The organism is Halomonas sp. 5021, assembly GCF_036663435.1.
GTDB lineage: Bacteria > Pseudomonadota > Gammaproteobacteria > Pseudomonadales > Halomonadaceae > Vreelandella > Vreelandella janggokensis.
In genome coordinates this window covers 191,987-216,086 of sequence record NZ_JAXOVU010000003.1, presented here as the reverse complement: position 1 = coordinate 216,086, position 24,100 = coordinate 191,987, and the positions used below count along the sequence as shown (strand labels likewise).

Genomic DNA, 24,100 nt, shown 5'->3' with positions numbered 1-24,100 from the left:
AGGAGAAGCCTCATGTCTCAACACGAAGCTAAACGTCGTTTACTGAGCCGCCTTAGCCGTCGGTTCGGCTATACCGCCCCCGCCCTTGCGCTGGTCGCAGGTGGTCTGGCCTTTCAGGCCCAGGCCGACGAGCCCACCGACGGATTCACCTCGATGCAGGAAGCGCCCATGATGCTGGCAGAAGGTGGCGCTGAGGGCGAAGGCGAGGAAGAAATGGAAGGTGAAGGAGAAGGCGAAGGCGGTGCCGAAGCCGGCTAACACCGGCCTTGCCCACCAAGATAACTGCTTCTGTGCCGGTGTCCGCACCGGCACACTTCACCGGGAGGCTAACGACCATGTCGACATCACCACTGTCGCCACTGATTGACGAAAATGTGCAAACCCTCGCGCAGCTCGCCCAACTGCTGGGCCGCGTTTCGGCACACGATTACCAGCGCTCGCTCGGCGCCAAGGGGACTCAGTCGCTGGGCAAGCACGTTCGCCATATCCTTGAGCACTACCAAACCCTGCTGGATGCCTGCGCGACGACATCTACCCAGGCGATCTTTGACTATGAAAATCGCCCGCGGGAAGCGGCGCTGGAAACCCAGCCTGGCTATGCGAGTGACCGGACTGAAGCGCTTCAGGCGGGGCTCAAGGCATTAGCGACCATGCAACACGATGCCGCCCTAACGCTGAGCTATCCGGTTGAGGGTGACGTTGACGATTCGGTAGCACTGCCCACCAGCCTGGGCCGGGAGCTGGCATTTTTAACCAGCCACAGCATTCACCATATGGCGCTGCTGGGCCTGCTCTGCGAACAGCTGGGCATCGCGCTACCCGAGCACTTCGGCGTTCATCCATCGACGCTACGTTACTGGGAGCTACAGCATTCAGGCTCTTGAGAATCTACGCGCCACCCCACTTCCAAGCGCGTTTCCATTCGCCACATCACCTACTCGATCCCTGTTCAATTCCAGTGGAACACTACACGATTGCCTTTGCGTGGTAATAAAGATTCCGGCCACCAACGCTCAACGAAAGATACATGACAGAACCCTCATCGCGCCTGTTGTCAATTCTGAACCAATTGTTCCATAATCAATGAGTACAATGCAGCGATACTGCAGCAACCGTTTTTTATCAACCCAAAGAGAGCGACATGGCCGATTTCCCCTTACACACCGCCGATAGCGCCCCCGAAGCCGCGCAGGCAAACCTGAAAGCCGCCGAAAAGAAAATGGGCTTCCTGCCGAATATCTTTGCCAAGATGGCCGAGGCGCCGACGCTTCTCGACGCCTATATGACCCTTGACGGCATCTATGCCAAGACCAGCCTGAGCCCGGTGGAACAGCAAGCGGCCCTGCTCGCCATCAGCGCCGATAACCACTGTGCATTCTGCGTCGCCGCCCATACCGGTGGCATTAAACAAGCCGGCGCCGACGACGAGATCGTCAAGGATCTGCGCGACCGCAAGACACCCAACGATGCCAAACTGGCCGCCGTGACGCGTTTTGCACGCCACTTGAATGCTCAGCGTGGCTGGGCCGAGCAAGCCGAGCTGGATGCCTTCCTTGAAGCAGGTTTCACCCATCAGCAGGTGCTCGAGTTGGTCATTGCCTGCGCGCTAAAAACACTCTCGAACTACACTAACCACCTTGCCGGCACACCGCTCAACGAAGAGCTCAGGCCGCTTGCGTGGGAAGCCCCCACGTCATAAGGGATCAGAGGCGAGTATGAGCATGAACACTTTTCTGCTATCAGATCTTGTCGGTGAGGACTAACGTGACAACCGCCATGCGCTCACCCGATGAACATATTGCGGCGCTGCGACCCAAGCTCGTCGCCTTCGCTCGCTTACAGCTTCGCGATAACGCCGCAGCTGAGGATACCGTGCAGGACACGCTGGTCACCGCACTGGAAAAGCACGATACCTTTGCCGGGCGTTCCGCGTTCGAGACCTGGGTCTTCGGCATCATCAAAAACAAGATTCTCGAAAGATTCCGCCAGCAAGACCGCTATGTCGCGTGGCAAAATGATGATCAGAGTGAGGACGATGCACTGGAAAGCCTCTTTCAGGACAACGGACGCTGGCGGGCAGCGAATCGTCCAACGCCATGGGGCGACCCAGATCAGATACTAGAAAACACGGCATTTTGGAAAGTACTGGATGCCTGCCTCATAGCACTGCCGGAAAACACGGCTCGCGTTTTCACGATGCGTGAACTCATGGAGCTTTCAACGCAGGAAATATGCCAGATACTGGACATAACAGAGACCAATTGCTGGGTCATATTGCATCGAGCTAGGCTAAAGTTACGCCACTGTGTTGAAAAAGGCTGGTTAGCCTAACGCTTCCCCCTCCCCCTCAAAATATGCGATCCGCTGTAAAGTTTTACGTCTCTTGCCCACTAAGACCTGTAAAGCACGGCTTGATGGCTTTTGAAGGCTAGCAGCTAACAATCGCTAAGAGATCAATAAGGCTTGGCATTGAGGAGGAGGCAATCAAATGCAAAACGATACGACCACACGCTCCCTAGAGGCATCTTTAATAGAACGCCATGCGCACTGGTTGTTGCGCCTGGGCTTGGCCAGTGTCTTTATTTTCATGGGAATCGACAAATTCATGGGCTCAGGGATTGCCGCATTTTCGGCCACGATGAGCCTACCGCTAATTCTTGGCGTTCTTGTTGCCCTAGGTGAGATTGGCACCGGTTTGCTTGTCGTCCTGGGTGGGTTGATGAAGAGTCGCTTGGGCGACCTCATAACTCGCCTAGGTGCGCTGGGTATGGTGCCCATCCTGCTCGGTGCCATCTTCATGGTGCACTGGGGGCAGTGGCACTTTATGTCCACCGCTTCGCACCCGCTGGGAGGCATGATGTTTCAGGTGACGCTCGCTATGATGGCAATCTATCTGCTAGCCAAAGGCAATAATGCTTAAAAACTTAACCTAATAAACTCATGCCTTTGTGAAGGAGGCTTTATGTCAGACAATAAACGACAAACGTTACTGGATAGCCTGACCAAAGGGTTCGCCTATGCGGTCCCCGTTCTGGCCCTGGTCGCCGGTGGGTCGGCAGTGCATGCCGTCTACTCCGACGTTACCACTGAATCCGGTTATTACATGATGGCCGCAGCAGAAGGTGGAGCCGAAGCTGAGGGTGAAGCCGAAGCTGAAGGTGGCGCCGAAGCCGAAGCCGCCTCATAAGTGGCAAGCTTAACTCACCCTGATCGCTCAACTAACCAAGGAGTCTTCTATGCTGATGTGCCGTGAAGCGACACGCTTGATGTCGCTTAAGCAGGACAAGGCGCTCACCTTACGGGAACGAGCGGCGCTGCGTTTTCACCTTTCCATGTGTGGGGCCTGCCGTGCTTGCGCCCGTCAGTTTGATCTGCTGCACGCCATTGGTGAACACCACCCTGCCGCATTGAAAACGACATCGACATCCGATGACTAGGAGTTGCGCTATGGCGATACGCCCACTTGAAATCGCTGTGGTTATCGTCGGTTCGCTGGCGATCAGCAGCGCGGCAACGGCAGATATATTATTGACGCCCAACCAGATCATGACCTGGCCCACCCGCAGTTTTGACGGTGAGACCCATTACGAGATCGTCGAAAAGGATGGTGCCAGGGTGCTAATGGCCCAATCACAGGGCCAGGCATCGGCACGCTATCTGGAACGCGAAATCGACCTCGATGAAACACCCTACCTGCACTGGTGCTGGCAGGTGGATTCCACCTACCCGGGACTCGATGAGACCACCAAGGCGGGCGACGACTACCCTGCTCGTGTCTATGTCGCTCGCAAAACAGGGCTGTTGCCCTGGCAGGTACAGTCCGTCAACTATGTATGGTCGTCCACGCAGGACGCTGGCAGCGCCTGGACCAATGCATTTACCGACCGTGCCGAATTGATGGCCTTGCAGGGCGGCACCTCGAAGGTCGGCAAATGGGTCGCTGAAGTACGCGACGTGCGCGCCGACTTTGCCAACTTGTTTGGTGACACGGTGAGCACCATCAACGGCGTCGCCTTGATGAGCGATGGCGACAACTCAGGCAGTGACGCCACCGCCTGGTTTAGCCAACTCGGGTTCTCCGCGACTAAACAGCTGCCTAATTGCCCATAAAAACGGCTTCTCGAACTCCCCGGACACTTGATACCCAGACTCTTGCATACCGCCCATCAAGATTATCTTGAGGTATGTAAACAGTTTTTTGATCTACCGTTGGCTCTTCAAGGCGACAAGGGATGTCAATCTCGCCGCTTTCGTATAGGATATGTACAACTATTAAATAACAGCAATACACTGATTACTCAGGCGGCTTAGAAGACAAGGGACTTAAGACAATGATTTTTAACAACACGACTAACGCTCATCGACGTGCCTTGATGCAACACACCGCCTGTATAGAGTTTACCCCTGACGGTATTATTCTTGACGCCAGTAAACAGTTCCTGGATGCGGTTGGCTATTCGCGAGAAGCCGTCAAAGGCCAGCATCACCGACTGTTCTGCACGGAAAAAGAGGCGAGTTCTTCAGCGTACCGATCATTCTGGCGGTCGCTTTCTGAAGGTGAAAGCCATCAGGGTACGTTCAAGCGCATAGATGCCAGGGGCCAGCCAATATGGCTTGAGGCTACCTATGTGCCTGTTTGTAACCGACAAGGACGTGTTGTCAGCGTCTTCAAGGTCGCCAATGATGTAACGGCCGAGCACCAGGAAGCGGCGCGCAAGGACGCTGTTCTGCAAGCGCTTGATAGCTCCATGGCAGTGATTGAATTCACCCCGACAGGCGACATCATCAACGCCAACACCAACTTCGAGCAAGCGGTAGGCTACACCAATGAACAGTTGGCAGGTACGCATCATCGTCAACTTTGCCCGCCCTCGTTTTATCAACAAAACCCGCATTTTTGGGAAGAGCTGGCCAGAGGCGAGTTCAAGCAAGGCAAGTTTGAGCGATTGGATTCGCGAGGCAGAAGCCTCTGGTTGGAGGCGACTTACAACCCGATTACGGATGCCAACGGCGAGGTGTTTAAAGTGGTCAAGTTTGCCACCGACATTACCTCGGCCATGCAGGAAGCCCAGGCTGCCAACCAAGCAGTGTTGACGGCGCAATCGACATCATCGGAAACCGAACAGATTGCCCAGAGCGGCCTGTCTCACTTGCAGCGTGTACTGGAGGATGCCCAGCAATCAGCCCAGGCGCTGTCTGAGGCGCAACGCCTGGTTGAATCGCTCAACGAGCAGGCAAAAAATATCAACATGATTACTGAGGCCATCGCCAACATTGCCAACCAGACCAATTTACTTTCGCTTAATGCGGCGGTGGAAGCCGCTCGCGCCGGAGAGCAGGGGCGCGGCTTTGCCGTTGTTGCCAATGAGGTTCGCCAACTGGCCAAAGGGTCGAGTGAAGCGGTCGACAGCATTACCCTGGTGCTCAGGGAAAACAGTGACCTTGTTACACGCACCACTCAGACCATGAAGCAAGTCATAGACCGCAGCGAGTCGAGCCAGGCAAGCATCAGCGAAATTGAAACGATCGTGAATGAAATACTGACGGGGTCGCGTAATGTATCGTCGTCTATCGACCAGCTAACGCTCAAAGCCGCCAGCTAGCTTTCCTGGCCATCATAAAAAGTGCCAGCCTTTTGAAAGGCTGGCACTTTTTTTGGCAGGTTTTCATTCCCCGCCTTCAAGATGCAACTTACTTCAACGGCGTTTTACGCAGATACGGCAGCACCGTCTCGTAATCGCCGAATTTTTGCTTCGCATCTTCGTCGGAGACGCTGGGCGGGATAATCACATCCTGCCCGACGGTCCAGTCTGCCGGGGTCGCCACGCCGTGCTTGGTGGTAGCTTGCAAGGCATCCAGTGCGCGCAGGATTTCAGCGAAGTTGCGGCCTACGGTCATCGGGTAGGTCATGGAGAGCTTGAGCTGCTTGTCAGGCCCGATGATGAAGACCGAGCGTACCGTGGCGCTGTCAGCGGGCGTGCGGCCATCCGGTAGATAGGCGTCTTCCGGCAACATGTCGTAAAGCTTGGAGACAGTCAGCCCGTCATCGGCAATGATCGGAAAATCAACGTCGCTGCCGCTCACGGTTTTAATGTCGTCGCCCCAGCGCTTGTGATCTTCCACGCCATCGACCGAAACACCAATCACCTTGGTACCGCGTTTCTTCCACTCACCGCTTAACGTGGCGACGGCACCAAACTCGGTGGTGCACACGGGCGTAAAGTCTTTGGGGTGAGAGAACAGGATCGCCCAGCTGTCGCCAATCCAATCGTGAAAGCGAATGGGTCCATGGCTGGTTTCGGCTTCAAAATCGGGAACCACTGCATTGATACGTAGTGACATGTTTTCCTCCTGTGGGTCAAAACCCCTAATGCTTTATGCGCCTTTCAGATCCATCACTATAGAACATAAAGTGCTAAGCAAGCCAATCAAAACCATCACACCGTGATAAAAACGGCATAAGCAAAGGCATTGATTACTCTGGACGGTATATAAAAATTAGGCGCTATGAGAACCAGCCGACTTTTCAGCGGCTTTGGTTTCTCGTTTGACTCGCTTCAGCCATACCTGTTTGGCGTAGCTGCGCAAGTTGTCAACGTCGTCGGTCTCGTCGACGATATCCTGCCCAAGAATCGTCTCAATGATATCTTCAAGGGTAATCAAGCCAACGAAGGTACCATGCTCGTCGTAAATCACTCGCATGTGCAGCCGGTCACTGAGCATTGAAGCAAACACCTGCTCCACATTACTTGAGACATCCACACTGGCAATCGGATGCATCATGTCTTTCATGATGCTGTGCTCATCCGCATGATACATATCCGCTTTATGCACATAGCCAAAGGCCTGCTCACCATTATCCATGACCGGAAAGCGAGTGAACGGTGTATGGCTGTAAGTTTCTTCAAATTCTCCCACCGTCAGATGGGGCAGCACTGTCTGGCAGACAGTGCGCGGTGTCATCGCCTTGCCTACCGGAATTTCGTGCAAATTGAGCATATTGACGATGGTGCGGGTTTCATCGGCATCCAGGACTTTTTCTTCCAGCCCCACCCGGGCAAGCACTTTGATTTCATCGCGAAGATCAACATCGTGCTCAGACTTGCCCAGGCGACGGGTGATTTGCTCCGACATCCAGATAAACGGCAGCAGAATGATGATCATCGGCTTGAGCAGACGCGGCAACAGCGGCGACAACCCCCGCCAGTAAGTCGCCCCAATCGTTTTGGGGATAATCTCCGAGAGCACCAGAATCAGCATGGTCATCACCGCCGATACGATGGCAATAGAGGCTTCGCCAAATACCACTGCGGCCTGGGCGCCAACGGCGGTGGCCCCTACCGTATGGGCAATCGTATTAAGGGTCAGAATAGCCGCGAGCGGGCGATCAATATTGTCTTTTAACTGCGTCAGCGATGCATGAAGCTTGGGGTTATCTTCTTTCTGCTTGGCGATGTAGCTTGGCGTGATAGAAAGTAATGCCGCTTCAAGAATCGAGCATAGAAAGGAAAAACCGATGGAGAAGGCGGCAATCGTGATCAGAAGGACCATGTAAGGCTCATGTAAGGAATGATAGGTATGTTATAGGACCATGGACCACCAGAATCAACAGGCGGTTCAATAAAGCGTCTTTTCCACTGTCGAAGCCGAAAACCGCTGCACCGGACAAGCCATTACATTAGCCTGGACAGAGAGCGGCGGCCAGTCATGCGGTCAACCGAGAAGTCATAAAGCTAGAACGCCTCCCGTCAGGAGGCGCTTGGCTAACAGCCTTTACTTCTGCTTCCTTTTACCACTCAGGCAAACACTTCAGTCCACTCGCTACGTTTTTCCAGCAAGGCTTTGGCAAGCTCCTGAGCACCTTCCAGGCTATGGCTCGCTGCCCAGCCACACTGCATTTCGTTGCAGGCAGGCACTTCGGTAGCTTCCAGCACATCGTTTAGCGTTTTCTCGACAATGGACACCACTTCATCGTAGTCATCGTGGTTGATCATCGCGATATAAAAGCCGGTTTGGCAGCCCATCGGACTGATATCCACCACTTTATCGGTGTGGTTGCGCGATTTTTCGGCCAGCAGGTGCTCCAGCGAATGCAGCGCAGGCATGTCCATATGGCCTTTATTGGGCTGGCAAATGCGCAGGTCGTATTTATGAATACGATCTCCGTTTTCGCCTTCTTTGATATCAGCTAAACGGATATAGGGCGCTTTCACCTTGGTATGGTCCAGGTTAAAGCTTTCAACGTTCATTTTTTGCTCGGCCATATTGGCTCCTCTCCGTTTGCGTATTGACTCAACCTTATTCTACACCTTTAAGCTACACGTTTGGCGCGTCGAAGTCCCAGGGCTCGTCGGTGTACACACACACGTTGGCATCTTCGATATCGCCATCGGGTGCTTCAACGTGCTGGGCAAAAAAATCCTGGATTTCCTTGCGCTGGCAGTGGGCTTCAAACTCTTCGCGGCTGGCCCAAATTTCGTGGAAAACGATCGGGTAGCTGGTGCCCTGAGCAAAGGGGTTATCGATCTGTCGCGTCACGGTGTAGTGGATGCAGGCATCTTCGCGATGCGCATTGGGTTCTAACGCCTGCAGCGCTTTAAACACCGCTTCTTCTTTACCGGGCTTGGGCTTGAAACCCGCCACACAATAGATTTTTTCTGACATGCTTATACCCTGAGTCATTGAACGCTTGCGTATTATGCGCTTTGCCACGCCACCTGGACAATGTGACTTGACCAAGGTTCGACAGTTTTACTGAGCAGCGCTCTCTGCGACGTCACGTAGCACATCCGCCACATTACCGAGGGGCAGATCGCACCCTTCCAAACCATGGCGTTCAGCAAGATAGTGAGGGTCGTTCCACTCCAGACGCACGCCGTCGTCGGTTTCGCGCACCACCATCTTTTGCGGAAGGTCCAATGCGACGCTTCCCTGGCACTGCATCATGGGGGTGCCGACCTTGGGATTACCAAAGATAAACGTCATGGTAGGCGGTAGCTCAAGGTCGTTGTTGGCCGCGTTTTGCCCGTGATTGACGGTGGCCATAATGTTCAGGCCATTATCCTCCAGCGCCGTATTAAGCTGCCTCACGACGGTGCTGTAAGCTGAATCACTGATGACATGTTCAATGCCGTTGTCACGCTCGGCAAGAACCGGCTGGCTCAACAGTCCGCCAAGTACCGCGATTCCCAACCCATAAAAAGGGCGCATAGTTCCTCCTTGTCAATTATTTGAGCAGCCGGTTAGCCAGGGTTTCCAGATCGGTGACCGTCATATCGGGTTCGATTCCCCAGGGGTCGAAGGGGGCATCAGAGCTGCGGCGTACCCAGGCACTGCGCAACCCCGCATGGGTCGCTCCGATCACATCAAAAGGATTGCTGGAAATCAGCCAGGTATTTTCAGGGCGGGTTTCCAACCGGGTCCTTAAAAACGCATACACCGCCGGGTCGGGCTTGAAGCGCTTGATATCGTCAACACTGACAACGTCATCCATATGCTGGTCAACGCCTGCACGTTTCAGCAGCGCCGAGACGGCGTCAGACGTGCCATTGGAAAACGCCACACAACGCATACCGGCATCGCGAAGCTGGTCAATCGCTGGCACGACATCAGGAAAGGCGGGCAATTCGGCATAAACCGCCATCAGGTGATCATAGTCATTGTCGGAGAGGCCGGTTTGCAACGCACGGTCGGTGAATACCAAGGCTTCCCGGGTGCATTCTACAAACGGCACATAGGCGCCCATCAAGCCATGGCGAAAGCTGTACTCCAACTGCTTGTCGCGCCAACGGCGGGCAAATTCGGCCGCTTTATCCCGCTCGGGCAGACGTCTTTCAAGCTCAGCCTTAACCCCCTGGGTATCAATCAGCGTGCCGTATACATCGAAAGCTAATACGGGCTGCATGGAAACTCCTTAGTTTCACGGATTATGGCGTGTATTTAGCATAGTCGAGGCGTTGAAAAACAAAAACGCCGCTGCCAAGAATCAGGCAGCGGCGTTTTGGCTATCGCCCTACGAATCAGACCGTAAACGCGGCTTCCTTTTCACCGGTTTTCAGGTCGCCTGCGCGCACCAGCTCATCGGTAACACGGTCGATGGCGCGCTTGGCGCGGCCAATCATCTCGTCCACCTCACCGCGATTAATGGTCAGCGGCGGCGCAAAGCCGAGAATATCGCCCTGGGGCATGGCGCGGGCAATCAGGTTCTCTTCCATGGCGGCCGCCGCCACACGAGGCCCAACTTTCAGCGCCGGATCAAAATGCAGGCGCTGTTTGGCATCCGGTGAGAACTCCAGCGCCGCCATCAGGCCAACACCGCGAACATCACCTAGCAGCGGGTGGCCTTCAAAGGTGGCCTTGAGCTGCTGCTGGAAGTAGGCGCCAGTTTCGGCCGCGTTGCCCACCAGGTTTTCGCGCTCGATGATCGCCAGGTTGGCAAGTCCGGCCGCGCAGCCCAGTGCATGGCCAGAGTAGGTCCAGCCGTGGCCGATGGGGCCATACTCGCCGGTGCCCTGCTCGAGTACCTGCCAGACTTTCTCGCCTACAATGACACCGGAGAGTGGCTGATAGGCGCTGGTAAGGCCTTTGGCGATGGTCACCAGATCAGGCTTCATGTTGTAGTGGTGGCTGCCGAAATCAGAGCCCGTGCGGCCGAAACCACAGACCACTTCGTCGGCAATCAGCAGGACATCGTACTTGGCCAGTACCGTTTGAATCGCGTCCCAATAGCCTTCCGGCGGCGGCACGATGCCGCCGGTGCCTAACACAGGCTCACCGATAAAGGCGGCTACCGTGTCCGGTCCTTCTTCCAGAATCATCGCTTCCAGCTTGTCGGCGCAGAAAGCCGAGAACTCAAGCTCGGACATGCCGTGCTGTTCGGCGGCGCGCAGGTAGTAATGCGGTGCTTCGGTGTGGCGGATGGTCTCAATCGGCAGATCGAAATGATCGTGGAACGCTTTCAGACCGGTCAGTGACCCCGATGCAATACCGGAACCGTGGTAGCCCCGCATCCGCGAAATGACCTTTTTCTTCTGTGGGCGACCCAGCACGTTGTTGTAGTAGCGCACAATCTTGAGCTGGGTTTCGTTGGCGTCCGAACCGGACATGCCGTAGTAAACCTTCGACATGTTCATACCGGCGATTTTCAGAATCTGCTCGGAAAGCTCAATCTGCGGTTCATTCGAGTGGCCCACATAGGTGTGGTAGTAAGAGAGCTCCAGGGCTTGCTTGTAGATCGCCTCGGCCACTTCGGTGCGACCATAGCCAATATTGACGCAGTAAAGCCCGGCAAAGCCGTCGATAAACTCGCGACCGTCTTTATCCACGATATTGATACCTTGACCGCCGGTAATTACGCGCCCCGGGGCATCGCCATGGGCGAAGTCGCGCAGATGAGTGGATGCGTGGAAGGTGACGTTGCGATCACGTTCAATCAGATCCTGGTGCAAGCTCATAATGTTCTCTCTATACGGTAAACCTCCCCGATCAGCGGGGAGGGTGTTGAAAATATGGCGAGCTTTTTTGACTAGCTCCCGGACACGGAGCCCAGGGCTCCAAGACAGTAATACTTGGTTTCGAGATATTCATCGATACCGGTAGCACCGCCTTCACGGCCAAGGCCGGACTGCTTCACACCGCCGAATGGCACCGGGGGACCCGTCATCTTCACCGAATTGACGCTGACCATGCCATATTCCAGCGCGCGCATCAGCTTCCAGATGCGGCGGATATCGTGGGTGTAGATATACGCGGCCAGACCGTATTCAGTGTCGTTGGCCATCTCGATCGCTTCATCATCATCGCGGTAAGCGGTAATACCGGCAACCGGGGCGAAGTTTTCTTCCCGCCATACTTTCATCTGTGGCGTGACACCGGTCAGCAACACGGGCATGAAGAAGTTTTCGCCAGGTGCCTGGCTCTGATCGCCCGCTACCATGGTGGCGCCGCGAGAGACAGCGTCATCAACGATGGAGGCGGCTTTTTCTACCGCTTGGCGATGGATCAAGGGCCCCAGGTCTATTTCACTTTGCAGGCCATTGCCCACGGTGAGTGCAGACATGCGCTCGGCAAACTGCGCGACGAACTCATCGTGGATGGATTCGTGCACCAGAATACGGTTGGCGGCGAGGCAGTCCTGCCCGGCGGTCTGGAACTTGGCCGCAACCGCCGCATAGGCTGCTTCCTTGGGATCCATATCCGGACCGACAATAAAGGGCGCGTTACCGCCCAACTCCAATGAGAGTCGCTTGACGGTGTTGGCGCTTTGCTCGATCAGGATGCGTCCGACGCGGGTAGATCCGGTAAACGACAGTGCCCGAATACGCGGCTCGGAACACAGAATCTTGGACACTTCGGGGGGATCGCCCAGCACGACATTGAAAATGCCTTCCGGAATCCCCGCACGCTCAGCCAATTCGGCCAGCGCGAGCGCAGAAAACGGGGTCTCGTTGGCCGGTTTGATGATCACCGGGCAGCCTGCTGCCAGGGCCGCTGCGGCTTTGCGGGTAATCATTGCCAACGGGAAGTTCCATGGCGTAATCATTGCCGATATGCCCACCGGCTCCTTGATGGTACCCAGCGAGGCGTTGGGAATCGGGCTGGGAATGGTGTTACCGTAGGTCCGCTTGCCCTCTTCAGCAAACCAGCGCACAAAGCTCGCACCATACTCGACTTCACCACGTGCATCAGGCAGCGGCTTGCCCTGCTCCAGCGTCATGATGGTGGCCAGATCTTCGCGGTTGGCTTGAATCAAGTCATACCACGCCAGCAGTTTCTCGCAGCGTTCATCGGCGCGTAGTGCCCGCCACTGCACAAAGGCATCTTCCGCGGCATCAACCGCCGCGGTGATCTGTTCGGCTTCCATCAGCGGAATATGGCCAATGGCTTCGCCGGTTGCCGGATCAATCACGGCTTCTTCTCGACCGCCTTCGCCATGGGTCCACTTGCCGTTCACGTAGGCATACTGACGGAAAAGGCGCGGGTCTTCCAGGCGCTTGGCGAGCGTAGTCGATAGTGTGGTCATGGAAACCTCCCCTGGTTGACGCCTGGCGTGGGCGACAGCCGTTGCACATTAAAAATGACGGCCCTGAGCCGTCGTGTTTCGATGTGTCTAGCCTAAGGGAGATTGCGCACGAAGTGTTTTTGAAAGGACCGACGTATGACGCGAGTTTTTTTGTCAAAACCGCTTTTCCAACGCTTTTTTTTGGCGAGACGTCGCAAAAAGCTGAGCCATCATGATGGACTCATCATGATGGCCGCCGGGAATGTATTTTAGATTTTGATTCAGTTTAAGTTTTTGTGGCATTAGTCGATATAAAATGAATATTATTTAATACTTTCACTTACTCAATGTCTTCACGTTAGTGGCCACCATGGACGGACTCGTGTATCGACTGGATTATTTTCAACAGCTCTCCCAGCGTATCGGCAACGTAACGGTCCGGGAGCAGTACGACCTTGATCGCCACGACGAGCGTTTGCGATCACTTTTTGTGTTAACAACAGTATTGGCGCTTTTCTATTTCTCTTACACTTTTGTGGATATTTTTTTACTCCGTGATGTCACTTTTCGGTCAGTGCTATTGCGTGCATTGGTTGTGGGGCCCATAACCGTCTTTTTATTTTTTTATTACAAGCGTCCTGTTTCTATTCGCCGTAAGGAGCTTGCTGGTGTTCTCGTCGTCTGCATGGGAACTGTCGTATGGTGCGCAGTGCTACTGGGCTCATCGGCTCCCGGCGTACTAGATTACTTCTATGCAGGACTCGTATTCATTTTAGTCATTACGATTGTCATCACGCCACCCTTCGAATATAGCGTGTATGGCTCGCTATTTGTGTTTGCTTGCCTTTACACAACGATTTGGTTTTTAGAGGGCGTCGATAGCCATTACATACTCAATCATTTAGCTCTTGGCTTACCCACATTTGTATTGACGCTCATCGCCAATTACCGTTTTTCAGCTGAATCTCTGAGACTGTATATGGCTAAAGTCCACGCAGACCGGCTAGGCGAAACCCTGTCGATGCAGAATGCAGAGCTCGAGAAGATATCCCGTCTTGACCCTCTTACCGGACTGGCTAATCGTCGCGCTTTAGTCCACTACGCCACTATGCTGTTTAAACAACCCACAGCGCATAAACGTTTTGCCGTGGTGATTGTAGATATCGATTACTTCAAACCCTTCAATGACCATTATGGCCACGCCGAGGGAGACAACTGTTTACAAGCTGTTGCCGGCGCCATTCGCTCCGCTTGTAGTCCAGAGGATTTGGTATGCCGCTTTGGTGGCGAAGAATTTCTTGTCCTACATTCAGACAGCCACCTGTCAGCACACGGCGCTTGGTCACTCGCGGAGCATATTCGCAGCAAAGTCGCGAACCTGGAAATTGCCCATCAAAAAAGCCCATTAGGACAGGTAACCATAAGCGCAGGGGGATATACCGCGCCGGTCGATACCCATACCAAGCTCGATGAAATCATCATCGCCGCCGACAGTGCACTCTACGAGGCGAAGCGTGAAGGGCGCAATCAAGTCCGTATAAGCGACCATACTCCCGTTGATGTGCCATACCAACGCCGCCTCTAATTGGCTGGCGGCGCTCCTCCATCAGTGCCTATACCAAGGCTCAGCCGTCTGCCGGGTTCAGCAGTGCCTCCTCGGTAAATACCACCAGCCCTAACTCCGGCCGGTAGCCATGGATCTCGGTCACATCCAGCGCTTGAAGAAAGTCGAGAATTTCCTCGCTGATGACCTGCCCAGGCACCAAGACCGGGAAGCCCGGCGGATAGGGGATCACGAAGCTTGCAGACACCACATCCCGTCCCTCACGCATCTGCGCCTGCAATTTGCCGTTATCGAAACGAAGATATTCGGTGTTTTCTTCCTCGTAACTAAGGAAGTAGGCGCAACGGATATCGCCCTGGGGCGTGTCGGCATTCGGACGAAAGGCATCGTGAAAGCGACTGAAGTCAGGCAACGGGGGCAGATCATGATTCAGGGAATGCACCTGCTGTTCGATGATCTTGCGCTCGGGGCGGCTGCTGTCTTCCAGACGATACTCGAACTCCTTAGCCAGCTTCATTAGCACATCCAACAGGTAGGCAATCGATCCGCGCGTCGTGCCGATATTGGTCATGAACAGCACGGTATTGCGTGATGTCTTGTTAATCTGAATACCGTACTTATTCATCAGGTATTCGTTCTTGAAGGTATCGCCATCGACCCCTGTATTGCCGATCGCGATGGTCACGCGGGAAGGGTCCACCACAAACTCATCGCGTGCCCAGGCTTCCTCCATTTTGTTCCAGCCGGTCACCGGGTCATAATAGGACTCGACACCCGACTCACGATAAGCCTCAGGCACCATGTCGCTATTTTTAAGTACACGGAAATATTTTTGCAGTAACGGGTGAGTATAAAGCTGTTCGCGGAGGGACAGCGCCGTTTCGACCTGGGAGTGCACCAGCTCGAAGCCCTCCATTTCCGCCTGCATACGTCCTACGTCCAGCGATGCCACAATTTGGTAATTGGGAGAGGTTGAGGTATGCGTCATGTAGGCCTCATGGAAAGAGGCCTCCACCTTCTGGCGAAAGTCCTGATCCCAGACGTGAATCATCGAGCCTTGTCGCAAGGAAGTCAGCGTTTTGTGCGTCGAATGGGTCGCATAGGTACGAATGCGTACCTGATCCGGGTCGGGCATCAGTCGCTGGTCAAGCCAGGTCGCATCATCTTCCGGATCGAGCTTGTCGAACTCGGCTTTCCAGGCCGCATATTCTTCACGATAGCTTTCACTGCGGTAACGATATCGCAGGGTGCTTGCCGTGTTCATCGCGGTACGCGGCCGATAAGTGGGGTTGAAGCCAGCGAAAGCGAACCAGGCTTCGTCCCACAGAAATACCAGGTCAGGCTTGATCGCCAGACACTCTTCCATTACGCGGCGTACGTTATACACGATGCCATCGAAGGTGCAGTTGGTCAGCAATAGCATCTTGACCTTGTGCAACTGGCCAGCGCGCTTGTAGGTAAGCAGTGTCTTCTTGATGTCGCGCAGCGGTACTGCGCCGTACATAGAGTAGTCGTCGAGTGGATAGGAATCCAGATAACTGACATGCGCCCCGGCCAGCACCATGCCGTAGTGGTGCGACTTGTGACAGTCACGATCGATGAGCACGATGTCCCTCGGCTTGATGAGGGCTTGCACCACGATCTTGTTGGCCGTTGAGGTGCCATTGGTGACGAAAAAACTGCGACGCGCTCCGAAGGCCCGGGCGGCATACTCTTGCGCCTTTTTAATCGGCCCGAAGGGTTGTAGCAGAGAGTCGAGACCTCCGGATGTCGCCGACGTTTCAGCCAGAAATATATTGATGCCGTAGAAGTCGATCATGTGGCCCGCCCAATGGGAGCGGGTCACCGACTTACCCCTGGAAATGGGCATGGCGTGAAACACCCCTGTGGGCTTTTTGCTGTACTCACGCAAGGCATCAAAGAAGGGGGTACGATAACGACTATCGATCGCGCGCAGAATGGTGTGGTGCTGCTCGATATAATCCGTTTCACGGTAGAAGATACGGTTGAAATATTGGATGTCCCGGCTCGCCGTGGCCTCCACATCGCCACTGGTGACCAGGAACTGATCAATCTCAGGACGCAGTTCATGAATCATCGAGCTGAGCAAGATACTGCGCTCGGCTTCCGTTTGATGCTCCAGTTCCTTTTCCGACAGGCCTTCCAGGTAATTACGCAGGGCACTGAGGTTGTACTTTGACTTGTAGGGAAACTCGTAGCGGATCAGGCAGGCCTGAATATTGGGATTGACCAGGATGGCAATCAACGCATCCTCGAAGCTCTTTACCGTCACCACGTCATAGACAAAACGATCCTCGGGACGACGCATATTGTGAAACGCTTCGCGCACCACCTCCTCTTCCTGATTGGAGAGGTTGTCGACGATCAACAGCTCGAAATAAGGTTGTGCCGAACTGTTGGAAGCAGGGTGTCCGCGGCGCAGCTGATTGAGCGCATCGAGTGCTTCCATGTCTTCTGAACCGGCATCCGTCTCGGAGAGATCGACATGGCGACGGCGGTAGGATTCGCTGATCAAGGCTCTTACCAGTCGCTTTACGACTTTGTCCAGCAGCGCGTACTCCCCCCGGTTGAAGAGTGTCCACAGGTGGCGAAAATCTTCCTTGGACGGAAACGCATGATAATCCTCGATGATTTCCAGGCGAGTCAGTTTAACGTCAATGGCCTTGACCAGATTCTTGGCGCGGCCCTCATCCTCAAGCCTTGTCAAAATACCCAGGTCACGTTTCAGTGCATTCCAGGTGTCGGCACGCAATTGGGAGATTTTGTGATAAAAACCCAAGGCGGTGTAGGACGTTTCGGTAGGATTATTCTCTGACATGACGACACCCATCCTTTGTCGGTATTTATCTAGCAACGCATTGGCGTCGGCAACGATTCAATCAGCCGTACAGCCCTCGTAAGCCGTAACGCACGATTATTTGTTCTTCGCAAAATTTATCGAAACTCAAATCCAGCACCCTGCCGGGCCAACGAAACTCAACAAGCCCTTCCTTGGGGTAATACACAGAGGTATACACGGTTCCAAGGCCACGCTGGTAGTCGTGGCGAAATAGAGGAGGAGCGGAAAAAGCCGAGATCAGACGCTCATTAGTGGTCTCGTCATCGTCCACCAGGATCGAAAGCTGACGCTCGCGAATCAGCGTTTCCGAGGCCAGCGCGTGGGCATACCATTCAATTTTCTTTTGATGATTGGTGGCCACCGCGACTCGCCGGATATTGGCGCGGCGGTCTGGCGCAATCATCGCCGTGACATAGCGCCCACTGGCGTCTGTCACGGTAATGTTGTAAGCCATGTGCGTGGGCACCCGCTCGAGTACGGCCGCCGCTTCGGGCACCGTATCGCAGAATTCAAGGATATAGCGCAGAATGATCGGCGCGCCGAAGCCATCCCCCACCACCTTGCGCCCACCGAAGGCCAGGGAAACGGCAAGCCCCGAATCATTCATCCCATCCAGCACGCCCCACAGACAGTCCGACATGGCGATCACACGGCGCTGATTCCAACGGGTGTAGAGAATCGTGCCCTCGCACAGTTCCGGTGGATAATCATAGTTGCGTGCCAGCACGGTAGAAGACGGCCTTGCCAACACCGCCTGGGAACAACCGGTGATATAGGGCGGCGGCCGATACAGACTGAGCAGCCGCGACGCCAGGTCGCCCCCACCGGTCAGTGCGCACAAGGTGCGATAGGTTTCCAGCAACTCCGGCATGTAGTGACGTAGGGCGTTGTAGCACTCCAGATAGGAGGGCCTTTCACGCTCACCTTCGGACAGGTACCAGGGTTCATAAGCAGGCCAGTGGTAATCAAACAGCGATTGCCACTTGGGTCCCGCCTGCTCTTCATGAACGGTACGAAACGTCAACGCCTTGTCCAGCTCAACGCCTGGCGAACGCCCCGCTGACAACTTTCCGTCAATACTCACAGAATTTTGAAGTTGCCACCGCCAATCGCATGGCTGACGGCAACTCCCTCCACCACAGGATCTTGCAGCGCTTGACCAGCATATTCACCGCGAATGCCTTTGATCCAGGCCTTCGCCCGCTCATTAAGATTGAAATCGTCGTCCATCAAACGGCCACGGGTGATCAGAATGCCAAGGTCAGCGCCTTCGTAGCGGAAATCACCGGCTCCGCTAATGCGCATAAAGAAGGCTTCCTGCTCGTTTTCAGCGGCGTGGGGATGGTAGCTATAGTGGTCATAGTTGATGCTGCCATCGTCACTGATACGCCATACCCCCGTCTTTGGGGCCCGAGTCAACAGGTCGACGCTCTCGTCGGTATGCTTGATCACCAGCTGACTCCAGCTATCGACGCTCTCGGGGTGCGCCCAGCGCTCATTGATATCATCGATATCAAGATCGAAGTCGAGGTCTGAAAACTCCAGCAAGTGGAAAAGGAACAGCGGGATATCGGAGTGAGCGAACGCCGCCACGTTAGTCAGTGAACTGGCGCCGGTGACGCGCGGATTGAGCTCGCCAAGGTAGACGTCGTCGGTATCCATATCGATCAGGAAGTCGAGCTCGAAATAGCCGCGATACCCCTCCTCGCGAAGCGCCTCACCGAACTGGAACGTATAGTCGCGCGCCTTGTCACGTACTTCCTGGGTAAAGGCACCAGAGAACATCTCGTTGCCGCACCAGCCGCCCTTGTAGGGTGTCAATGTCTTGAACCCGACAAGCTCTGTCATCAAGGGGCCAACGACGGTTCCACAACGCGTGGCGCAGGCTTCTATCGCCGAGCCACGACAATTGATCCGCTTCATGATCTTGACTTCGGGCTCGGCCTCAATCTCTTCGGCGTGCTTGTAATAGTCTTCTTCATTGGCAATGAAAAAGGTGGTATGCCCCGAGTCGCCAAAGGCGGTCTGCACCACCAGGTCGCTGCCGAGCTCTTTACTGACCTCACATAGCTCCTGATAGCTGCCGACTTTCGCCAGTACATTGGGCACGCTTGGCACGCCCGCTTTATTGCCGATGCGCACCGTCTCGATCTTGTTATCCATGCGCTGGCGTAACGTCGCCGGGGGAAAAGCAATCTTGAGCCCCAGTTGCTTGCAGATCTCTTCGGTATGCTCATCAAACATCAGGAAAGACGCAATACCGGCGTTATCACCGCTGGATCGCGACTGAATAAAATCGATCACTTCCTTGTGTTCAAGCAGGTAGTTGTTGATATCTTCGATGCCTTCAAAATCGCGCGGGAATTTTTCTTTAGGCACAAAAACGTTTCGCTGCTGCCCCTCAAAACAGTCTATATAGTTGATATGGCGAAAATTGCTCACCCAGTCGCCAATCCCCAACAGATTGAAGTTGGTCGCTGATATGAAGTAAATCGGTTCCTGATTATTGCGAAAGTGACGACGGACATCGGCAATGGAGGTGATCTTGCTCATGGTTGATGCTCCCTGGGTGGCGGAAGGAGTGCGCGTGTTATCAAGCGTTGTCTGTGACGGAGCGCTTGACGGCTCAATAGCATCGCTAGCGGCCTTATTGTTCTGCGCGGGGCGCAATAGCCGACGCATCAGATCCAACAGAAATTTCATCGATGGTCTCCCTTTGCCGGCCATTGCCGGGATTAATGTTCCGGCGGCGTCTCAAGGTCAGCGCGAGCAGGCTTTACCAATGGCCCTAAGGTATCCAGAAATGGTGAAGAGCCGCCTTCGCTTGCATAGATAGAGAAGTTCACCTTCCGGTCACGGAAACTCTTGAGCGGCTGGCCAAGACCATGCAGGCCTCTCTCGCGTTCGCGTCTCACCCGGTTCAGGTCAATCTCGATGGGCATTACTTGTTCGCCACTCCCTGCCTGATGGATGACATCACCAGAAGGTCCAACCACAATTGAGCGGCCGTTGCCCAAGGCGCCAGCACCGTTGATATCGAAGAAGTAACACTGGTTGAGCGCCGCGCTGGTGCGGGCAATGGAAAGCTCCAGGTCCCGATCAATGGTATCGGTCATGGTGGGATGCAGAATGACCTCAGCGCCCATGGCGGCAAGGGTTCGAGTCGTTTCCGGAAACCACATGTCGTAGCAAATCGAGATGCCAAAGCGCCCGACGTTTGGCACGTCAAAGACAACAAATTCGCTGCCGCTTTCCACACCGGCTTCAAAGGGACGGAACGGGAACATTTTGCGGTAACGCGCTACCACCTGACCCATGGGATTAATGACCACGGAGGTGTTGTAAATATGGTCGCCGACCTGCTCAAACATGGAACCAGGTATCAACCAGATGCGATGCTGTAACGCCAGTTGACAAAACATCGCCTCGGTATCACTGGGCAATGGCTGGGCATGATGGGGTGAAGCCCCCATCGGCATTAACTCACTGAACAGCACCATCTGAACCTGAGGAAAGCGGGTCATGAGTGCGTCAACTCGATGACGCATGGCTTCGGTATTATCGCCATGGTGCAGGGCATGCATTTGGACACCAGCAATGGTGAAGTAAGACATCGTGTTCTCTCTGCGTTAGGCGAACGGGTTGTTTGAGCTTAGCCTTACGGTATAGCTCGGTGATTCAGGTGCGTATATTCCATTAGGTGAGTGAATAAAGGTCATTTATCTCATAGTAAGCCAACGAAGCGCTGAATTGGCGTTGACCAAGTGCCTAGCAATATCAATATTTCAACTTTTGAAGCACTAAACGTTAATATCGATGCCGATAGGCTCCTGCTTGACGGTCTTGGTCACAATATAAGTAAAGTAGCGCTCGATACCTGCATCCGAGACCAGCCACTTGTCCATCAGGCGCTGATAGCTATCGATGGTGCGCGCCTCGAACTTGACGAGGTAATCCACGCCGCCTCCTACCGCGACGCACTCGGTGACTTCCGGGGTTTGCATCACCAGGGCTTCAAAGCGGGTAAAGCTGTCGGCATTGTGCTGCTTGAGCTCGATTTGTACCCAGACAGGGTTGCGCGGCACCAGCACGTCGGTATCAATGCGTGCACTGTAACCTTGAATGATACCGGCATTTTCCAGGCGCTTTACCCGCTCCCAGCATGGACTAACCGAGAGGTTGATCGCTTCGGCCAGCTTCGACTTGGTGATCCGCCCATCGCGGGAGAGGATATCGAGAATTTTCAGATCGTAACGGTCAAGTTTCATCACGGTGAATGTTACGCCTCCAGGCGCTCAACAACATCGGCGATCACCGCCAGGGTGTCCCCCATATTGATCAGCGAGGGCGCTCGACGGGCCATCAGAATACCGTCGCGCTCAGCCCTGTAAGCAACCGGCTCGGTGCCGCTGCGGGTCATGTCGTACACGTAGGCAAGTGTCTGGCCTTTTGTCACTTCGTCACCCAGCGAGACCAACAGCTCCAGCACGCCAGAGTGCTGGCTCTGCACGTAACAACTGGCATCGGGCATATCGAGATACACCTGCCCGCCCGAGGGCATTTCCACCTCGCCGTCTACCAGACCGTAGTGAATCAGGAAGTTGCGCACGCCGCGTTGCGTAATGGCGATGCTCTCCGGGGTGGAGGTGCCGCCGCCCCCAAGCTCGGTGGCGACAAAAACCTTGCCCTGGCGCTCACAGGCGGTGTCGAAAAGTTTCTCGGCATCCAGCTCGAACATCACCATGGCGTAGGGAGCACCGAAAGCTTTCGCGCCTTCAAGGGCTGCCTGCTGCTGGGCTTTGTTGTCTAGTACATGAGAGGCGCCAAACGGCAGGATATCCAGCGTGCGGCCGCCGGAGTGCAGGTCGAGTACCACATCGCTCATCGGCACCAGCACGCGGGTGAAGTAATCGGCAATTTGAGAGGTGACACCGCCATTAGGGTCACCCGGGAAGCTGCGATTAAGATTGCCTTTATCCATTGGCGAGGTGCGCTTGCCGGCCATGACAGCCGGGGTATTCATGCATGGCACGATAATCACCCGCCCGGTGACGTCTTCCGCTTTCAGCGTTGAAGACAGCTTCAACAGCGAGGTAATGCCTTCGTACTCGTCGCCGTGGTTACCACCGGTCAGCAGCGCCGTGGGACCGTCACCGTTTTTGACTACGGTGACCGGAATCATCACCGCGCCCCAGGCGGATTCATCGGTGGAGATGGGCAGCTTTAAAAAACCGTGCTGCACGCCGTCGGCGTCAAAATCCACGGTGGCCGAAATCGGACTGGGCCGCTGTTGGCTGGAGGGTATCGTCATGGTGTCTTCCTTTTACTTAACAAACAGCTGGCGCGGAAAATTGGCCAGGGTTTCGCAGCCGTCTTCGGTGATCAAAATGCTTTCGGTAATTTCCAGTCCCCAGTCGTCATCCCACAGGCCGGGCATAAAGTGAAACGTCATGCCGGGTTCCAGGATAGTGTCATCCGAGGGACGCAAACTCATGGTGCGCTCGCCCCAGTCGGGCGGGTAAGAAAGGCCAATGGAGTAACCGCAGCGAGCGCCGCCGCGGTCAAAACCGTATTTATCCATGGCCGCCCCCAGCGCCATGGCAATATCCGCCGTACGATTACCCGGCTTGGCCACTGCCAGGCCGTTCTCAATGCCTTCCAGCAGCGCCGACTCCGCACGGATAAAGTCCATCGGCGGCTTGCCCAGAAAGACCGTGCGCGACATCGGGGCGTGGTAGCGCTTGAACACGCCGGCGATCTCGAAAAACGTGCCTTCGCCTTCACGAAACGGCGTATCATCCCAGGTCAGATGGGGCGCCGCTGCGTCTTTACCCGTCGGCAGCATCGGAACAATGGCAGGATAATCGCCGCCGAACACCTTGCCGTTTTCGTCTTTCCAGCCTTCGATACCCACGCGGTAAATTTCCGAGACCAGCTTGCTTTTGGGCACCCCGGGCTCCATCACCTCCAGAATACGCGAATGCATGCCTTCCACAATCTTGGCGGCAATACGCATATAGGCAATTTCCTGAGGTGACTTGATCTTCCGACACCAGTTGACCAGGGCGTTGGCATCCATGAAGCGCGCGTGGGGCAATGAACGCAAAAGGCTCAGGTAAGCTTGAGCGGAGAAATAGTAGTTGTCCATTTCCATGCCGACTACGCCCAGGTGCCAGCCCCGGTCGGGCATGATCGACTGGGCCAGGTATTCCATGGGGTGCATGTCCGGATTCTGGACGTAGTAATCCGGGTAATAGGTGATGTTCTCAGGATCAATCCAGCAGGTGCGCAATGCGCCATTGGCATCCATGCGGCGACCAAACCACACCGGCTCGCCCTCAAGACCCACCAGAACGCACTGATGCACATAAAACGACCAACCGTCGTAACCGGTCAGCCACGCCATGTTAGAGGGGTCACTGACGATCAATACGTCAATGCCTCTACCGGCCATTTCAGCACGCACCTTCCACAGGCGGTTAGCATACTCTTCACGAGTGAAGGGCAGGGAAACCTGAGTCATCGGGCAACTCGCCATTAAAGATCACTAAGAACCAGCGCCGCTGGGCCACAGGATCGACCTGGCCATCGCCACAGTAGGCCCGCCAATGTCGTCTTGAGCCGATACTAGCACTCACCCTTGGTTGCCGGTCAAAGCCTTTATTACAAAATGTGC

At 54.9% G+C, this 24,100-nt stretch carries 25 protein-coding genes; 10 read left to right on the top strand and 15 right to left on the bottom strand.

Translation table 11 applies throughout. The features are described 5' to 3' along the window. The first annotated feature begins 12 nt into the window (after positions 1-12). The 9 genes from R3F64_RS07840 (at position 13) to R3F64_RS07800 (ending at position 5,603) form a co-directional block, all read left to right on the top strand. Positions 13-258: a hypothetical protein gene (locus R3F64_RS07840; protein ID WP_085917186.1), complete on the top strand. Its 246-nt coding sequence runs from the start codon at positions 13-15 to the stop codon at positions 256-258. Positions 259-335: 77 nt separating this feature from the next. Next, positions 336-884 (top strand): DinB family protein, encoded by a 549-nt coding sequence (locus tag R3F64_RS07835; RefSeq protein ID WP_085917185.1) that lies wholly within the window; start codon positions 336-338, stop codon positions 882-884. A 257-nt stretch (positions 885-1,141) separates the two neighbouring features. After that, positions 1,142-1,699: a carboxymuconolactone decarboxylase family protein gene (locus R3F64_RS07830; RefSeq protein WP_199283919.1), complete on the top strand. Its 558-nt coding sequence runs from the start codon at positions 1,142-1,144 to the stop codon at positions 1,697-1,699. 77 nt (positions 1,700-1,776) lie between these two features. Then, the gene (locus tag R3F64_RS07825; RefSeq protein ID WP_332610736.1) at positions 1,777-2,331 is read left to right on the top strand and encodes a sigma-70 family RNA polymerase sigma factor; all 555 of its coding nucleotides are present in this window, start codon (positions 1,777-1,779) and stop codon (positions 2,329-2,331) included. 157 nt (positions 2,332-2,488) lie between these two features. Then, complete coding sequence (locus R3F64_RS07820) at positions 2,489-2,920, top strand: DoxX family protein (RefSeq protein WP_085917182.1); 432 nt, start codon at positions 2,489-2,491, stop codon at positions 2,918-2,920. 42 nt (positions 2,921-2,962) lie between these two features. Beyond that, positions 2,963-3,187 carry a hypothetical protein gene (locus R3F64_RS07815; protein WP_332610733.1) on the top strand — a complete coding sequence of 75 codons (225 nt, stop codon included), beginning with the start codon at positions 2,963-2,965 and terminating at the stop codon, positions 3,185-3,187. A gap of 49 nt (positions 3,188-3,236) precedes the next feature. Beyond that, a complete protein-coding gene (locus R3F64_RS07810; RefSeq protein WP_085917180.1) occupies positions 3,237-3,437 on the top strand; it encodes a zf-HC2 domain-containing protein in 201 nt (66 codons plus the stop codon). 10 nt (positions 3,438-3,447) lie between these two features. Beyond that, positions 3,448-4,110: a DUF3047 domain-containing protein gene (locus R3F64_RS07805; RefSeq protein WP_233337269.1), complete on the top strand. Its 663-nt coding sequence runs from the start codon at positions 3,448-3,450 to the stop codon at positions 4,108-4,110. Between the two features lie 221 nt (positions 4,111-4,331). Continuing rightward, positions 4,332-5,603 carry a methyl-accepting chemotaxis protein gene (locus tag R3F64_RS07800; protein WP_199283922.1) on the top strand — a complete coding sequence of 424 codons (1,272 nt, stop codon included), beginning with the start codon at positions 4,332-4,334 and terminating at the stop codon, positions 5,601-5,603. 88 nt (positions 5,604-5,691) lie between these two features. Here the strand turns inward: R3F64_RS07800 and R3F64_RS07795 are convergent, their stop codons facing one another. The 8 genes from R3F64_RS07795 to R3F64_RS07760 form a co-directional block, all read right to left on the bottom strand. Beyond that, the gene (locus R3F64_RS07795) at positions 5,692-6,342 is read right to left on the bottom strand and encodes a peroxiredoxin (protein ID WP_199283923.1); all 651 of its coding nucleotides are present in this window, start codon (positions 6,340-6,342) and stop codon (positions 5,692-5,694) included. A gap of 156 nt (positions 6,343-6,498) precedes the next feature. Further along, positions 6,499-7,551, bottom strand: a complete 1,053-nt coding sequence (locus R3F64_RS07790) for a CNNM domain-containing protein (protein WP_085917176.1) — start codon at positions 7,549-7,551, stop codon at positions 6,499-6,501. A 245-nt stretch (positions 7,552-7,796) separates the two neighbouring features. After that, positions 7,797-8,264, bottom strand: a complete 468-nt coding sequence (locus tag R3F64_RS07785; RefSeq protein ID WP_085917175.1) for an S-ribosylhomocysteine lyase — start codon at positions 8,262-8,264, stop codon at positions 7,797-7,799. Between the two features lie 52 nt (positions 8,265-8,316). Continuing rightward, positions 8,317-8,664, bottom strand: a complete 348-nt coding sequence (locus R3F64_RS07780) for a putative quinol monooxygenase (RefSeq protein ID WP_085917174.1) — start codon at positions 8,662-8,664, stop codon at positions 8,317-8,319. An 87-nt stretch (positions 8,665-8,751) separates the two neighbouring features. Continuing rightward, on the bottom strand, positions 8,752-9,210 hold the full coding sequence (locus tag R3F64_RS07775) for a DUF302 domain-containing protein (protein ID WP_085917173.1): 459 nt from the start codon (positions 9,208-9,210) through the stop codon (positions 8,752-8,754). Between the two features lie 16 nt (positions 9,211-9,226). After that, positions 9,227-9,904, bottom strand: coding sequence for a haloacid dehalogenase type II (locus tag R3F64_RS07770; RefSeq protein ID WP_085917172.1), 678 nt, complete (start codon positions 9,902-9,904; stop codon positions 9,227-9,229). A 115-nt stretch (positions 9,905-10,019) separates the two neighbouring features. Beyond that, positions 10,020-11,453, bottom strand: a complete 1,434-nt coding sequence (locus R3F64_RS07765; protein ID WP_085917171.1) for an aminotransferase — start codon at positions 11,451-11,453, stop codon at positions 10,020-10,022. A 71-nt stretch (positions 11,454-11,524) separates the two neighbouring features. After that, entirely contained in the window at positions 11,525-13,021 is a 1,497-nt protein-coding gene (locus R3F64_RS07760) for an NAD-dependent succinate-semialdehyde dehydrogenase (RefSeq protein ID WP_085917170.1), read from the bottom strand. A 361-nt stretch (positions 13,022-13,382) separates the two neighbouring features. On the opposite strand from R3F64_RS07760, the gene R3F64_RS07755 reads away from it, so the two are divergent. Next, positions 13,383-14,585, top strand: a complete 1,203-nt coding sequence (locus R3F64_RS07755; RefSeq protein WP_199283924.1) for a GGDEF domain-containing protein — start codon at positions 13,383-13,385, stop codon at positions 14,583-14,585. Positions 14,586-14,625: 40 nt separating this feature from the next. On the opposite strand, the gene R3F64_RS07750 is transcribed toward R3F64_RS07755, so the two are convergent. From R3F64_RS07750 to doeA, 7 genes are all read right to left on the bottom strand, one after another. Next, positions 14,626-17,403, bottom strand: coding sequence for an aminotransferase class I/II-fold pyridoxal phosphate-dependent enzyme (locus tag R3F64_RS07750; protein WP_085917168.1), 2,778 nt, complete (start codon positions 17,401-17,403; stop codon positions 14,626-14,628). A 61-nt stretch (positions 17,404-17,464) separates the two neighbouring features. Continuing rightward, a complete protein-coding gene (locus R3F64_RS07745) occupies positions 17,465-18,448 on the bottom strand; it encodes a C45 family autoproteolytic acyltransferase/hydolase (protein ID WP_233337271.1) in 984 nt (327 codons plus the stop codon). Between the two features lie 56 nt (positions 18,449-18,504). After that, the gene (locus tag R3F64_RS07740; protein ID WP_233337272.1) at positions 18,505-20,127 is read right to left on the bottom strand and encodes a biotin carboxylase; all 1,623 of its coding nucleotides are present in this window, start codon (positions 20,125-20,127) and stop codon (positions 18,505-18,507) included. Positions 20,128-20,159: 32 nt separating this feature from the next. Further along, positions 20,160-21,038, bottom strand: coding sequence for a carbon-nitrogen hydrolase family protein (locus tag R3F64_RS07735; RefSeq protein ID WP_264823598.1), 879 nt, complete (start codon positions 21,036-21,038; stop codon positions 20,160-20,162). Between the two features lie 186 nt (positions 21,039-21,224). Beyond that, a complete protein-coding gene (locus R3F64_RS07730; protein ID WP_085917166.1) occupies positions 21,225-21,695 on the bottom strand; it encodes an Lrp/AsnC family transcriptional regulator in 471 nt (156 codons plus the stop codon). Between the two features lie 8 nt (positions 21,696-21,703). After that, positions 21,704-22,735 (bottom strand): N(2)-acetyl-L-2,4-diaminobutanoate deacetylase DoeB, encoded by a 1,032-nt coding sequence (gene doeB, locus R3F64_RS07725; RefSeq protein ID WP_085917165.1) that lies wholly within the window; start codon positions 22,733-22,735, stop codon positions 21,704-21,706. A gap of 12 nt (positions 22,736-22,747) precedes the next feature. Next, complete coding sequence (gene doeA, locus R3F64_RS07720; protein WP_085917164.1) at positions 22,748-23,947, bottom strand: ectoine hydrolase DoeA; 1,200 nt, start codon at positions 23,945-23,947, stop codon at positions 22,748-22,750. Positions 23,948-24,100: the final 153 nt, after the last annotated feature.